Below are 13,737 nucleotides of genomic sequence, written 5' to 3'. Positions count from 1 at the left end.
ATCTGCCGCCCAGTGTCGCCTTTCTTGCCCAGAACATGTAATCGGTTTTTGCAGCCAAGGCCACGGAGGGCCAGAGATTGAGTGCGACGGATAAAGCGCTGACGCTGAGCTATGGGATCTTTACGTGCCGGCTCGTCGGGTTTGCGGACCCGTTCAGCATCATGCAGTGGATCGTGGAATGTGTCCGGGATGCCGAGGCGGATGCCCGTGAGCGCGGGCTTTCGCAGGTTGTTTTGCCAGACGAGTTGCTGTGCAAGGTGGCCTCCCGGGCGTCTGGCGGGCCGGTGACGGCCCAACAGGAGGACGGCATCGTCATGCTGTCCCCTGCCAAACCCGAAGACATTCCTGCTGCGGCCGCACCCGAAATTGAGCAGGATGAAGATCCGGAGAATGACACCGATGATCTTGTTGAGGTCGAAATGCTCGACGAGAATGACGAGGTTGTCACGGTTCGCCTGACTCCTGAAGAATTCGAGGCCGCCGTTGCGCGTGGCGAGATCGAAGAGCTTTCTCCTGAGGAAGCCGCTGCCGAAGAGTTTGAGGACGAGATCCGCAAGCTGATCGAACCGACCAGCCTCAGCGAGGATCAGCATGAAATTCTGATCGCTGAGTTGGTCGAGATCGAGCTGGAACATCGTCTGGAGGATCTGGACGCCCCGGGAATCGCCGGCGGGGACGACAACCCATCGGCCGGGACCGGTGAGATGGATGCGGCCGCTATGGAGCGCCTGATCGAAGGCACGTCAGAGCGCATGCAGTCAGCAGAACTGACGCGGTCGCGGGAGACGCTTCAGCATCTCAAGAAAGCCTACGCCGAAGGCAGCATCGAGAACGAAGATGCGCGTCTGGACCCCAGCGCTGAGTTTCGCAGCGATCTTGAGGCCGTTGTTGCTCAGGCCGAAGAGACGCTTGGGGTGCTTGTGCTGCCCAGTGACGCACGTGTGGATTCGCCGTCGGATCCGCACCGGGGCCGTCAGAGCTTTACCAGTTTTGCCGAGGAGCGGGGCGCGACGGCGCTGCCTGACCTGATTGAGGCCGCGACAGCCTATGTCACAATACTTGAGCATCGCGACACGGCGACGCGGGACGAAATCGTCTCCCATGCCCGCGAGGTTCAGACGGATCTGTCTGACGAGAACGGTTCCGAGGCCATCGCAGCGCTGGTGGCTCAGGGTCGCCTCACGGATGCGGGTGACGACCATTTCGTTCTGGCGTAGCGACCGGATCAGTCTTCGGGATCGTCCGGGTCGCGCTGACCTACGCCGCGAAAGACGTGCTTGAAGGGCAGCGCCCAGATCACGCCCAACACCATATAAACCAGCAGTTCCACGAAGATCGGCGGGCGGCCCAGTGCCGTCATGGCGCTGGATGCGACGATAATCCAGACCGGCAGGCCGATCAGCAGGATCACCAGCGACCAGCGCCGTTTTGCCTTGTGCGACAGGGCCATCACTCAGTCCCGGAACGGGTCGGTGACGAGGATCGTGTCGTCCCGCTCGGGCGAGGTGGACAGCAGAGCCACCGGGCAGCCGATCAGCTCTTCGATGCGGCGGACGTATTTCACCGCATTGCCCGGCAGATCGGCCCAGCTGCGTGCGCCCTCGGTGGATTCGCTCCAGCCCGGCACCTCTTCGTAGATCGGGGTGCAGCGCGCCTGCGACTCGGAGGCGGTCGGCAGGTAATCCAGTCGCTGCCCGTCAAGGTCATAGCCGGTGCAGATCCGGATGCGCTCGAACCCGTCCAGCACGTCGAGCTTCGTCAGGGCGATGCCAGTCATGCCGGAGATCGCCGCCGTCTGGCGGACGAGGCAGGCATCGAACCAGCCGCAGCGGCGCTTGCGGCCTGTCGTGGTGCCGAATTCGTGCCCTCGGGTGCCGAGCCGTTCGCCATCCTCGTCATCCAACTCGGTGGGAAAGGGGCCTTCGCCGACGCGGGTGGTGTAAGCCTTGACGATGCCGAGGGTGAAATCCACCGCATCGGGACCGAGGCCCGACCCCGTGGCCGCTTGTCCCGCGATCACGTTCGAGGAGGTGACAAAGGGATAGGTCCCGAAATCCACGTCCAGCAGCGCGCCCTGCGCGCCCTCGAAGAGGATCCGCTTGCCCGCATGCTGACGTTCGTTCAACTCGTACCAGACGGGTTTCGCGTAGGGCAGGATCTTCGGCGCGATCTCCTGAAGGTCCACGATCAGTGCGTCGCGGTCGATCTCGGGCAGGCCGAGCCCGTTCCTCAGCGCATTGTGATGGACCAGCGCCCGATCCACCCGGCGGGCCAGCGTCGCCTCATCCGCCAGATCGGCGACACGGATCACCCGGCGTCCGACCTTGTCCTCATAGGCGGGGCCGATGCCACGTCCGGTGGTGCCGATTTTGGCAACCGAGTTCTGGCTCTCGCGAGCGCGGTCAAGCTCGCCGTGGAAGGGCAGGATCAGCGGCGTGTTTTCCGCGATCATCAGCGTCTCGGGGGTAATCTCCACGCCCTGGGCGCGAATCGTCTCGATTTCCTTCACGAGGTGCCAGGGGTCCAGCACGACGCCGTTGCCGATCACCGACAGCTTGCCCTTACGGACCACGCCGGAAGGCAGGGCGTGGAGCTTGTAGACCTCGCCATCCACCACCAGCGTGTGACCGGCATTATGTCCACCCTGAAAGCGGACGATGACATCGGCCCGCTCGCTGAGCCAGTCGACGATCTTGCCTTTGCCTTCATCGCCCCACTGGGCGCCGATCACTGCCACATTGGCCATGAGCTGTCTTCCTCGCGCTGCAAACGGTCCTGTGTGTAGCCGGAGAGTGACCCGGCGACCAGCCCCCGCGAACGCATTGCGTACGAATTGCCGGGGCAATCGGTCCATGAGACGGGTTGCACCGCCGGAGCAATGGCCCTAGGTGAGTGCGGTCACGCGAGATCGGAAGACCGACCATGGAAAACATTGTCCTTACCATCCACCTGATCCTTGCCCTGTGCCTGATCGGTGTTGTGCTGATTCAGCGCTCCGAGGGCGGCGGCCTCGGGATGGGAGGCGGCGGTGGTGGTGCTATGTCGGCACGGGGTGCGGCGACGGCGCTGGGGAAAATGACCTGGGGTCTGGCCATCGCGTTCATTGCGACATCCATCTGGCTCACGATCATCGCGGCTGAGAATTCCGCCGACAGCTCGGTCCTCGACCGTGTGGGCGGCAGCGCCCCGGTTGAGGCCGATGTCGAAGCGCCCGCAGATGCGCCGCTTGGCGGCAACTTGTTGCCGCCGCCGGCCGCCGATGCGCCGCAGCAGCCGCCGCGCGCCGACTGATACGTACGGGATATTGCGGAACCCTGCCCGAACGGATAGGGCTTGGGTCCCGTGAGTGTTGAAACACGCGTAACCTCTCTGGCAGGCACGGGGGCCCTTTTCCTATGGCACGATATATCTTCATCACCGGCGGTGTGGTCTCTTCGCTGGGCAAGGGTCTGGCCTCGGCGGCGCTCGGCGCATTGTTGCAGGCGCGGGGTTTTTCGGTTCGTCTGCGCAAACTTGATCCCTATCTGAACGTCGATCCCGGGACCATGAGCCCGTTCGAGCATGGCGAGGTCTTCGTCACCGATGACGGCGCCGAGACGGATCTCGATCTGGGTCATTACGAGCGCTTTACCGGCGTTGCGGCGCGATCCACGGACAGTGTTTCCTCTGGCCGGATCTATTCCAGCGTGCTGGAGAAGGAGCGGCGCGGGGACTATCTGGGGAAGACCATTCAGGTGATCCCGCACGTCACCAATGAGATCAAGGACTTCCTGACCGTCGGCGCGGATGAGGTCGACTTCATGCTCTGCGAAATCGGCGGCACGGTCGGCGATATCGAGGGCCTGCCCTTTTTCGAGGCGATCCGCCAGTTCGCGCAGGAGCGGCCCCGGGGGCAGTGCATTTTTATGCATCTGACGCTCCTGCCGTGGATTGCCGCGTCGGGCGAGCTGAAGACGAAGCCCACACAGCACTCGGTGAAAGAACTCCGCTCCATCGGGATCGCGCCGGATGTGCTGGTCTGCCGGTCCGAGCGTACGATCCCCGAAAAAGAGCGCGCCAAGCTGGCGCTGTTCTGCAACGTTCGTCCCGACAGCGTCATTGCGGCCTACGACCTGAAGTCGATCTACGAGGCGCCGCTGGCCTATCATCGTGAGGGGCTCGATCAGGCGGTGCTCGACGCGTTTGGCATCCATCCGGCACCCAAGCCCAATCTGGCCCGCTGGGAAGACGTGGCCGACCGGGTGTTCAATCCGGAGGGTGAGGTACGGATCGGCATTGTCGGCAAATACACCCAGCTTGAGGATGCCTATAAATCCATCGCCGAGGCGCTCACCCATGGGGGCATGGCTAACCGGGTGAAGGTGAAAATCGACTGGGTCGATTCCGAGCAGTTCGATGAGGGCGATGCGGCCCCCTATCTCGAAGGATTCGACGCGATCCTCGTGCCCGGCGGCTTTGGCGAGCGCGGCACCGAGGGCAAGATCAAGGCCGCCGAATTCGCCCGCACCCGGGGCGTGCCTTATCTCGGGATCTGCCTCGGGATGCAGATGGCCGTGGTCGAGGCGGCGCGGAACCTTGCGGGGATGGAGAGCGCCGGGAGCCAGGAATTTGACCATGAATCCGGTGAGGGTGCGCGGTTTGTGCCGGTGATCTACCACCTCAAGGAGTGGATCAAGGATAACGAGAAAATTGCCCGCGATGTGCTGGATGACAAGGGCGGCACCATGCGTCTCGGCGCTTATACCGCGCTCCTGAAGGACGGCTCGAAGGCTGCGGACGTTTATGGTGCCCACCGGATCGAGGAACGTCACCGCCACCGTTACGAGGTGGATATGAAGTACCGCGAAAAGCTTGAAGATGTCGGGCTGCATTTCTCCGGGATCTCGCCCGACGGCCAGCTGCCCGAAATCGTCGAGTACAAGGACCACCCGTGGTTCATCGGTGTGCAGTTCCACCCTGAGCTGAAATCCAAACCCTTCGCGCCGCACCCGCTCTTTGCTGATTTCGTGCGTGCCGCCAAGGAAAACAGCCGTTTGGTCTGAGGGATGTCTGATTGTGTGCGGCAGCCTGCCGCACACCTTCAAATTGTCTGGAACCAATCAGCGCTGCCATCGTTCTCCGTGCAATAGACACCTTCAGGAGTGACAACGATGGACACCGATAAGATCAAAGGCAAAGCCAACGAACTCGCCGGCAAGGCCAAAGAGACTCTGGGCGATGCCACCGACAACCACGAGATGGAAGCTGAGGGCAAGGCCCAGCAGGTTGAGGGCAAGGCCCAGCAAGCCGCTGGCAACGCCAAGGATGCCGTGCGCAGCGTGACCGACTGATCCGGTTCTCACAGCGAAATGACAAACGGGCGCTTCAAGCGCCCGTTTTTTTTAGGCATAGATCTCTGAACGATGCGCCGGCTTGAGGGGAAAATGCCATGGGTGAATTCGACTACGATCTTTTCGTGATCGGCGGGGGCTCTGGCGGGGTCCGCGCGGCGCGGGTGGCTGCCGGAACCGGGGCCAGGGTCGCCTTGGCCGAGGACAGCCGCCTCGGCGGGACCTGCGTGATCCGGGGCTGCGTGCCGAAGAAGCTGATGGTCTTTGCCAGCAGCTATCCCTCCCATATCGAGGACGCGAACGCCTATGGCTGGGATGCCTCCTGCACGGATTTCGACTGGCTGAAGTTCCGGGGCAAGCTCCACGAGGAACTCGACCGGCTCGAAGGAGTCTACGGATCTCTGCTGAATAAATCCGGGGTCGAGGTGTTCGACAGTCGCGCCCGGCTCTCTGGGCCCCACGAGGTGACGCTGGCCGATGGTACGGTGAAATCCGCGCGCCATATCCTAATTGCCACTGGCGGCCGCCCCGTCCGGCCCGACATGAAGAACGCCACGATGGGCCTTGTGTCTGACGATATGTTCAACCTCGATGCCCTGCCCAAGCGTCTCCTGATCGTCGGCGGCGGGTATATCGGTTGCGAATTTGCCTGCATCATGGCCGGGCTCGGGGTCGAGGTGACCATGTTCCTGCGGGGCGGTCAGATCCTGAACGGGTTTGACGAGGAATGCCGGGGGCTGGTGGCCGAGATGATGCGCGAGCAGGGTATCGACATCCACACCGGCACGTCGATCCTCGAAATGGAGCGCGCCTCGGAGCATAAGGATCACCCGATCCTGCGCGGGTCTGACGCGGCCTCCAGCGGAACCGGGACGGATTTTACCCGCTCTGACCACACCGGATCGGGACCGATCTGGGTGAAATGTACCACCGGCCATGAGGGGGTCTACGATCACGTGATGTTCGCCACCGGTCGGGCGCCGAATACGGATGATCTGGGTCTTGAAGAGGTCGGGGTGAAAACCGGGCGCAAGGGCGAGATCCTCGTGGATGGTTACAGCCAGACCAACATCCCCTCGGTCTACGCCATCGGCGACGTGACCGACCGGGTGCAGCTCACCCCGGTGGCGATTCGCGAGGCCATGGCTTTTGTGCAGACGGTGTTTCAGGGGCACGATTGTCCGGTGGATCACGAAAATATCCCCTCGGCGGTGTTCACCCGACCGGAACTGGGCACGGTGGGCATGACCGAAGAAGAAGCGCGGGACGATCGTCCCATCGAGGTTTATGCGACCTCGTTCCGCCCGATGCGGTCTTCCTTTGCCGGACAGCCCACGCGCACCATGCTAAAGCTCATTGTTTGCAAGGAATCGCAGGTGGTCATGGGCGCTCAGGTGGTCGATGAAAACGCGGGCGAGATGATCCAGCTCATCGGCATCGCCGTGAAGAACAAGCTGACCAAGGCGCAGTTTGATGCGACCTGTGCGGTCCATCCCACCGTTGCCGAAGAGCTCGTCACCATGTCGCAGCCGGTCCGGGTGGGTTGAACGCCTTTCGCTTCGGACACATGTAGGTCACGATAGCCACGAACGAATACGAACAAAGGGACTCACCACGCATGGCGAGCAATAATGGCGGCCCCTGGGGCAGCAATAAGGGAGGCGGCGGCGGAGACCGGCGTCCGCCCGGACAGCGTCCGGGAGGAAATCAGGGCAATGTGCCTGACATCGAAGAGCTGATGAAGAAGAGCCAGGACCAGCTCCGCGTCCTCATGGGCGGCAGGGGCGGGTCCGGTGGCGATGGCTCCGGCGGTCCCGGTATGCCGTCCTTTGGGCGCGGCACGTGGATTCTTGCCGGGCTTTTGGCTGTTGGTGCGTGGATTTTTGCCAGCCTCTACACGGTAAAGCCCGAAGAGCAGTCGGTGGAACTGTTCCTCGGTAAGTATTCCTCGACTGGCAACCCCGGTCTGAATTTTGCTCCGTGGCCGTTTGTGACCTACGAGGTTATCCCTGTGACGCGCGAACAGACCGAGCAAATCGGTGTTGGACGTGGCAGCACGGGCGATGATGGTTTGATGCTGACCACCGACGAAAACATCGTCGATATCGACTTTGAGGTGGTCTGGAACATCAGCGATCCGGCCCTGTTCCTGTTCAACCTCGCCGAACCCTTAGAAACCATTCGTGCGGTGAGCGAATCGGCCATGCGCGAAGTCATCGCCCAGTCCGAGCTGGCGCCGATCCTGAACCGGGACCGGGGTCTGATCGCCGACGACGTGCGGATGTTGATCCAGTCCACGCTCGACAGCTATGACAGCGGCGTGAACATCGTGCGACTGAACCTCGATAAGGCCGACCCGCCGAACGAGGTGATCGACGCCTTCCGTGATGTGCAGGCCGCCGAGCAGGAGCGGGATCGTCTGGAACGACAGGCCGACGCCTACGCTAACCGCATTCTCGCCGGGGCACGGGGTGAATCGGCCTCGATCCTTGAGGATGCCGAAGGCTATCGCGCGCAGCAGGTTAACGAGGCTCAGGGTGAGGCGGCGCGCTTCACCTCTGTGCTCGAAGAATACCGCAAGGCACCCGAGGTCACCCGCAAACGTCTCTATCTGGAGACCATGGAAGAGGTTCTGGGCCGCGTGGATAAGGTGATTCTCGACGAATCCGGCGGTGGCGGCGGACAGGGCGTTGTCCCCTACCTGCCCCTGAACGAGCTGCGCTCCGGGCGCACGACTGACGGAGGGTCCAACTGATGCGTAAGGGACCGATTTTTCTCATTCTGGTCGCCGTGATCCTCTTCGTGGCTGGAAATGCGTTGTTCGTCGTGGACGAGCGGCAAAAAGCGCTGGTGCTGCAATTTGGCCAGATCAAGGCGGTGAAGGAAGACCCGGGCCTCGCGGTCAAGTTGCCCTTCATCCAGAACGTTGTGCGCTATGACGACCGGATTCTGTCGCTCGACACGGACCCGATCGAAGTCACGCCTTCCGATGACCGTCGTCTGATCGTGGACGCCTTCGCGCGCTACCGGATCAAGGATGTCGAGCAGTTCCGCCGCGCCGTGGGCGTGGGGGGCATCCGGGCTGCCGAGGGCCGGCTGGCCCCGATTCTCGTCACCCAGACCCGAGCGGTTCTCGGTTCGGACGGTGTGACCTCGAACACCATCCTGTCCTCGGACCGGGCCGAGTTGATGACGCGGATCCGCGATCAGGCCCGGCTGCAAGCTGATAATCTGGGGCTGGAGCTGATCGACGTGCGGCTCAAGCAGACCGCGCTGCCCGAGCAGAACCTCAACGCCACTTTTGAGCGGATGCGGGCCGAGCGGGAGCGTGAAGCCACCGACGAACGTGCCCGTGGTGAAGAAGCCGCTCAGCGTGTCCGTGCCCAGGCCGACCGGACCCGGGTCGAGCTGGTCTCCGAGGCCCAGCGCGAAGCGGACATCACCCGCGGTCTCGCCGATGCCGAGCGGAACGGAATCTTTGCCGAAGCCTTTGGCGAGGATCAGGAGTTCTTCGAATTCTACCGCTCGCTGACCGCCTATCAGCGGTCGCTCAAGGGCGAGAATTCGACGATGATCCTGTCTCCTGACAGCGAGTTCTTTGACTACCTGAAGAGCGACACGCTGTCCGACAACTGATCCGACCGGCGCGACCGTTCTGAAGAGGCCCACCGCGCTGGTGGGCCTTTTTCTTGCGATCTTCAGATCCAGCACCCATACCGGAGGTCCGATGACCACCCGTGCCGTATTCCTGACAGGCAGCCTGATGCGGCATGTCTCTGTCATGTCCTTCACCACCAGCATCGGCCTGATGGCCATGTTCGCGGTGGATTTCATCGACATGATTTTCATCTCGATGCTTGGCAAAACCGCGCTGGCAGCTGCCGTCGGCTACGCGGCGACGCTGCTGTTTTTTACCAGCGCGATCAACATTGGCCTCTCTATTGCCGCTGGCTCGCTGGTGGCCAGATCTGTCGGCGGCGGGCAGGCCGAAGACGCGCGATCCTACGCCACGGGTGTGGCGGCGCTGGTGGTGGGGGTCGGTATCGTCGTACCCATTGGCGCGCTGATGTTCCTGCCGCAGCTTCTGTCCCTGTTGGGCGCCGAAGGAGACGTCGCCCTGCGCGCAGCAGAATACCTGCGGATCGTGCTGCCCTCGATGATGATCGTGGGGCTTGCCATGGCGGGAGGCGCGGTGCTGCGCGCCTATGGCGACGCGCGCCGCTCAATGCTGGCCACAGTGGCGGGAGGCACGGTGAATGCCGCGCTTGACCCGTTGTTCATCTTTGGCCTTGGGCTGGATCTGGAGGGCGCGGCCTGGGCCACGGTTTGCGCGCGTGTGGCCATGGCGGTGATGACGCTGGCCCCGGCGATCCGGCGTTATGACGCTTTTGCGATCCCGTCGGCGCGCGACATTCTGGCGCGGCTTCGCTCGATCTTTGCCATCGCGCTGCCCGCCGTTCTGACCAATGTGGCGACCCCCGTGGGCATGGCCATCGTCACCCGGCAGATGGCGAAATTCGGCACCGATGCGGTGGCCGGACTGGCCGTGATTTCGCGCCTCTCGCCGGTGGCCTTTGCCGTGGTCTTTGCGCTCTCGGGCGCCATCGGGCCGATCATCGGGCAGAATTTCGGCGCTGGGCTTTTCGACCGGGTCCGGGCTGCGATCCGCGCGGGGATCCTCTTTGTCGGGGCCTATGTGCTGGTGGTCTCGGTGGTGCTGTTCCTCCTGCGCGCGCCCATCGCCGGGATTTTCGACGCTGAAGGGGTGTCCAGATCGCTCATTTACCTGTTTTGCGGCCCTATCGCGCTCACGTGGTTCTTTAACGGGGTGATCTTCGTCGGCAACGCGGGGTTCAATAATCTGGGCTCTCCGTTCTATTCCACCGTGGTGAACTGGGGGCGGCACACGCTGGGGACATGGCCCCTCGCGGCATTGGGAGCGGTGCTCCTCGGTGCGCCGGGCGTGCTGATCGGGCAAGCGGCGGGGGGCGTGATCTTTGCCCTGCTATCGGTCATTTTGCTGCGACGTATCACCGCCAACCCGGTTGCTGCGGCAGCAGAGGCCGAGGAAGTTGACCCGTTCCAAAAGGAACGTCGCCTGCTGATTATTACCGGTCGAAACCGCTAAGGGTTGGTTTCAGTCCAATCACCTGCTGTTGAACAGGGCTCACGGGTGCTTGTGTTGTCATTCAGGCAACATATCTGGAAAAAGCAGCAGGCCGGTTTGGCGGCCAGCGACGCGTAGTTCTGATTCCAAGGAGAGACACGTGAACAGCTTTAAACAATCGTCCTTTGGCGGCCTGAGGAACCTGACCGGGGCGCTGATGCTCGGCACCGCTCTGGCCCTTGTCCCGGCCTATGAAGCCGTGGCTGCGGCGCCTGACTCGTTCGCACCTCTGGCGGAGAAGATCAGCGATTCTGTGGTGAACATCACCACCGCCACCACGGTTTCCGCCCGTTCTGGCCCCGGTCCGATCGTGCCCGAAGGCTCGCCCTTCGAGGATTTTTTTCGCGACTTCATGGAGCGCAATCAGGGTCCCAACCGTCCTCGCCGCTCCGAGGCGCTGGGCTCGGGCTTTGTGATCTCCGATGACGGCTTCATCGTGACCAACAACCACGTGATCGACGGCGCCGATGAGATCGACATCGAGTTCTTCAACGGTGAGGTTCTGCCCGCCAAGGTCGTTGGCACCGACCCCAAGACAGACATCGCGCTGCTGAAGGTCGAGAGCGACGCGCCTCTCAAGCCCGTGCCTTTCGGCGACTCGGACGACGCCTCCGTGGGCGACTGGGTGATGGCCATGGGCAACCCGCTGGGGCAGGGTTTCTCCGTGTCCGCCGGGATCGTCTCGGCCCGCAATCGCGAGCTGTCGGGCACCTATGACGACTACATCCAGACCGATGCCGCGATCAACCGTGGCAACTCCGGCGGTCCGCTGTTCAACATGGACGGGGAAGTGATTGGGGTGAACACCGCGATCCTGTCGCCCAATGGCGGCTCCATCGGGATCGGGTTTGCCATGTCGTCGAACGTGGTTGCCAATGTGGTCGATCAGCTCAAGGAATTCGGCGAGACCCGGCGCGGCTGGCTCGGCGTGCGCATTCAGGATGTCACGGATGACATTGCGGAATCCATCGGTCTGGCATCGGCCACAGGCGCGCTTGTCACCGACGTTCCCGAAGGTCCGGCGGCTGAGGCAGGCATGAAGGCAGGCGACGTGATCCTCTCCTTTGACGGGTCCGAGATCGAGGATACCCGGGATCTGGTGCGTCGCGTGGGCGATGCGCCCGTGGGCCAAAAGGTTGACGTGACCGTCTGGCGGGACGGCGACACCGAGGATCTGCAGGTGACCCTTGGCCGCCGTGAAGAGGCCGAGGCGGTACCCGCTTCGCTGTCGAAGGACATGCCGGAGGAAGAGCCTGAGCGCGATGTGCTGGGCGTCACCCTGCGTGGCCTCGACGACGAATTGCGTGAGCAGCTGGGTCTCGACGGCGATGCCTCTGGTCTGGCGGTCCTCGACGTGGCCGAAGACAGCGACGCCTATCAAAAGGGCATTCGACCCGGTGATGTGATCTACGAGGCCGGTCAGCAGCGGGTTGCGTCTCTGGAGGATCTTGATGCGCAGGTTGAGGAGGCCCGCGAGGCCGGGCGCAAGACCGTGCTCCTGCTGATCCGTCGTGGCGAAGACCCGCGCTTTGTCGCCTTGCCCGTGGGCGAGTGACGTCCTGACGACACCGGAGGCGGCGCGCGACGCGCTGCCTCTGGCATTTTGACGCTGTTCGTCCTAGCTAGGCGGAAACGAGAGTCTGGGAGCCCCGAGATGGCGAAAATTACCTATGTGGAACATGGCGGTAAAGAGCATGTGGTCGAGGTCGCCAACGGCCTGACAGTCATGGAAGGCGCGCGGGATAATGGCATTCCGGGGATCGAGGCCGATTGCGGCGGCGCCTGTGCCTGCTCGACCTGTCACGTCTATGTGGCTGAAAACTGGGTGGAAAAGCTGCCCGCCAAGGATGACATGGAAGAAGACATGCTCGATTTCGCTTTCGAGCCGGATACCAAGCGGTCTCGTCTGACCTGCCAGATCAAAGTCACCGACGCGCTGGACGGTCTCGTGGTCCACATGCCCGAAAAGCAGATCTGAACTCACAAAAAAACCGCCCCTCATGGGGCGGTTCCGTATATTTTCGCCATCGGAAATGTACGCCATTTGGCAATTCCATCCCCGATTTTGTACGGAACGCCCAAGTCTCCGTCGTGGGGCGGAAACCGGGGGCGTTGAGGCCGCGCTCAGACCTCGTACAGAGCCCGATTGTTCGACTTGATTCGGTCGACCAGCTTTTTCGCAATCTTGCCCGAGGGGATGTCCCGGACCCCGACGCGCGTGGTGGACATCATTTCCGTCAACTCCGGGAACAGTTCCAGGATTTCCTCCCTGGCCTTTCTCGACACCGCTTTCAGCGCTTCCGGGCCGGTGAACAGGGATTCCGCCTCGGCGCCGTTCGCGTAAACGATTTCGTGCTGGTCGAGCAGGAAGTGCACGTATGTCACTTCGTCGCAGTCTGTCACCAGATCGATGCCGTCCATGCCGACCAGTTTCTTGGCCGGGACGAGGATTTCCGTACTGCCCGTCATCCGTTCCGCCACTTTGGACTTCACGAGGACGCGGTGCTGTTGGGAGACGTAGAGATCCCGCTCCGGCAGGTCCCCGCCAAGGGCTCCGGCCTTGATCCGGACAGGATAGGCGCGTTCCGCGTTGATCCCGTTGCGCAGGGGGACCGTCTTTTTGCCAATCCACTGAACGGGCTTCCAGCCGTTGTCCTTGGTCAAAACCAGATCGCCTGTCTCAAGCGTTTCCACCGGCTTCAGGCCCGCCTTGGTCTCAATCATAGTCCCCGCGACGAAGCAGATAAAAATCGTCCCGTCGATGTTGGCTGTCCGCGTATACGTGATGACGTCGCCGTCCTGCAGCGTCTCACTGGTATAGTAGATGAACTCACGCGGGAAGGCCGTCGAACCGAGGTTCAGCGCATGGAGCGTCGCAGTGATGATCGTGCCGCCACGGTCAATCTCGATATCATAAACCGCCTCGGCGTTCAGGTTCGTCCCGGAGTTGTAGGTCGTGACCTCATGGACAATGGGAGACTGAATTTTCTGGTTGTTTACATTGACCGAGGTTTGGGGCGCGTCGTTGAGCTGGAAGTCCTTGGGGGACGGATCGATATCCAGAACCGTCGTGGTCTGCGCCGCGCCACCGTTGTAGGTAAATTCAAATAAGGCCCCGTCACTTGTCACCCCGCCCTGAGCCACAAGGCCTGAGCCGGTGAGCTGGTTTGCTCTGTACAGGTTATTCAGCGTGTAGGTCGCCATGCGTGTACCATTGATGATTTTCTTATATTTTTTACA

The 13,737-nt window shown here is 62.3% G+C and carries 13 protein-coding genes; 10 read left to right on the top strand and 3 right to left on the bottom strand.

Annotated features, from left to right (window positions below):
* Window positions 1–77 precede the first annotated feature (77 nt).
* Window positions 78–1,217: a hypothetical protein gene (locus FEV53_RS05185; RefSeq protein WP_142833753.1), complete on the top strand. Its 1,140-nt coding sequence runs from the start codon at window positions 78–80 to the stop codon at window positions 1,215–1,217.
* A gap of 8 nt (window positions 1,218–1,225) precedes the next feature.
* On the opposite strand, the gene FEV53_RS05180 is transcribed toward FEV53_RS05185, so the two are convergent.
* A complete protein-coding gene (locus FEV53_RS05180; RefSeq protein WP_142833752.1) occupies window positions 1,226–1,450 on the bottom strand; it encodes a DUF2842 domain-containing protein in 225 nt (74 codons plus the stop codon).
* A 3-nt stretch (window positions 1,451–1,453) separates the two neighbouring features.
* Window positions 1,454–2,746: an adenylosuccinate synthase gene (locus FEV53_RS05175; protein WP_142833751.1), complete on the bottom strand. Its 1,293-nt coding sequence runs from the start codon at window positions 2,744–2,746 to the stop codon at window positions 1,454–1,456.
* Window positions 2,747–2,922: 176 nt separating this feature from the next.
* Between FEV53_RS05175 and secG the strand changes: the two genes are divergently transcribed.
* From secG to FEV53_RS05130, 9 genes are all read left to right on the top strand, one after another.
* Window positions 2,923–3,291: a preprotein translocase subunit SecG gene (secG, locus tag FEV53_RS05170; RefSeq protein ID WP_142833750.1), complete on the top strand. Its 369-nt coding sequence runs from the start codon at window positions 2,923–2,925 to the stop codon at window positions 3,289–3,291.
* A 104-nt stretch (window positions 3,292–3,395) separates the two neighbouring features.
* Window positions 3,396–5,042 (top strand): CTP synthase, encoded by a 1,647-nt coding sequence (locus FEV53_RS05165; RefSeq protein ID WP_142833749.1) that lies wholly within the window; start codon window positions 3,396–3,398, stop codon window positions 5,040–5,042.
* A gap of 108 nt (window positions 5,043–5,150) precedes the next feature.
* Entirely contained in the window at window positions 5,151–5,330 is a 180-nt protein-coding gene (locus FEV53_RS05160) for a CsbD family protein (protein ID WP_142833748.1), read from the top strand.
* A 98-nt stretch (window positions 5,331–5,428) separates the two neighbouring features.
* Complete coding sequence (locus tag FEV53_RS05155) at window positions 5,429–6,877, top strand: FAD-dependent oxidoreductase (protein ID WP_142833747.1); 1,449 nt, start codon at window positions 5,429–5,431, stop codon at window positions 6,875–6,877.
* 71 nt (window positions 6,878–6,948) lie between these two features.
* Window positions 6,949–8,085 (top strand): FtsH protease activity modulator HflK, encoded by a 1,137-nt coding sequence (gene hflK, locus FEV53_RS05150; protein WP_142833746.1) that lies wholly within the window; start codon window positions 6,949–6,951, stop codon window positions 8,083–8,085.
* The gene (gene hflC, locus FEV53_RS05145) at window positions 8,085–8,966 is read left to right on the top strand and encodes a protease modulator HflC (RefSeq protein ID WP_142833745.1); all 882 of its coding nucleotides are present in this window, start codon (window positions 8,085–8,087) and stop codon (window positions 8,964–8,966) included. Before hflK ends, hflC begins: the two co-directional genes overlap by 1 nt.
* 91 nt (window positions 8,967–9,057) lie before the next feature.
* On the top strand, window positions 9,058–10,458 hold the full coding sequence (locus FEV53_RS05140; RefSeq protein ID WP_246100734.1) for an MATE family efflux transporter: 1,401 nt from the start codon (window positions 9,058–9,060) through the stop codon (window positions 10,456–10,458).
* Window positions 10,459–10,654: 196 nt separating this feature from the next.
* A complete protein-coding gene (locus FEV53_RS05135; RefSeq protein ID WP_142833789.1) occupies window positions 10,655–12,052 on the top strand; it encodes a DegQ family serine endoprotease in 1,398 nt (465 codons plus the stop codon).
* A gap of 99 nt (window positions 12,053–12,151) precedes the next feature.
* A complete protein-coding gene (locus tag FEV53_RS05130; RefSeq protein ID WP_142833744.1) occupies window positions 12,152–12,475 on the top strand; it encodes a 2Fe-2S iron-sulfur cluster-binding protein in 324 nt (107 codons plus the stop codon).
* Between the two features lie 146 nt (window positions 12,476–12,621).
* On the opposite strand, the gene FEV53_RS05125 is transcribed toward FEV53_RS05130, so the two are convergent.
* Window positions 12,622–13,701, bottom strand: a complete 1,080-nt coding sequence (locus tag FEV53_RS05125) for a Hint domain-containing protein (RefSeq protein ID WP_142833743.1) — start codon at window positions 13,699–13,701, stop codon at window positions 12,622–12,624.
* Window positions 13,702–13,737: the final 36 nt, after the last annotated feature.

The sequence above is a fragment of the Palleronia caenipelagi genome, assembly GCF_007004065.1.
In the GTDB taxonomy this organism is placed as follows: Bacteria; Pseudomonadota; Alphaproteobacteria; order Rhodobacterales; family Rhodobacteraceae; genus Palleronia; species Palleronia caenipelagi.
This window is presented reverse-complemented; position numbering and strand designations above follow the sequence as displayed.

Bases quoted from the DNA above. Each gene is read 5' to 3' on its own strand.
- FEV53_RS05180 (WP_142833752.1), bottom strand. From the start codon at position 1,450: ATGGCCCTGTCGCACAAGGCAAAACGGCGCTGGTCGCTGGTGATCCTG.
- FEV53_RS05175 (WP_142833751.1), bottom strand. From the start codon at position 2,746: ATGGCCAATGTGGCAGTGATCGGCGCCCAGTGGGGCGATGAAGGCAAA.
- secG (WP_142833750.1), top strand. From the start codon at position 2,923: ATGGAAAACATTGTCCTTACCATCCACCTGATCCTTGCCCTGTGCCTG.
- FEV53_RS05165 (WP_142833749.1), top strand. From the start codon at position 3,396: ATGGCACGATATATCTTCATCACCGGCGGTGTGGTCTCTTCGCTGGGC.
- FEV53_RS05160 (WP_142833748.1), top strand. From the start codon at position 5,151: ATGGACACCGATAAGATCAAAGGCAAAGCCAACGAACTCGCCGGCAAG.
- FEV53_RS05155 (WP_142833747.1), top strand. From the start codon at position 5,429: ATGGGTGAATTCGACTACGATCTTTTCGTGATCGGCGGGGGCTCTGGC.
- hflK (WP_142833746.1), top strand. From the start codon at position 6,949: ATGGCGAGCAATAATGGCGGCCCCTGGGGCAGCAATAAGGGAGGCGGC.
- hflC (WP_142833745.1), top strand. From the start codon at position 8,085: ATGCGTAAGGGACCGATTTTTCTCATTCTGGTCGCCGTGATCCTCTTC.
- FEV53_RS05140 (WP_246100734.1), top strand. From the start codon at position 9,058: ATGACCACCCGTGCCGTATTCCTGACAGGCAGCCTGATGCGGCATGTC.
- FEV53_RS05135 (WP_142833789.1), top strand. From the start codon at position 10,655: ATGCTCGGCACCGCTCTGGCCCTTGTCCCGGCCTATGAAGCCGTGGCT.
- FEV53_RS05130 (WP_142833744.1), top strand. From the start codon at position 12,152: ATGGCGAAAATTACCTATGTGGAACATGGCGGTAAAGAGCATGTGGTC.
- FEV53_RS05125 (WP_142833743.1), bottom strand. From the start codon at position 13,701: ATGGCGACCTACACGCTGAATAACCTGTACAGAGCAAACCAGCTCACC.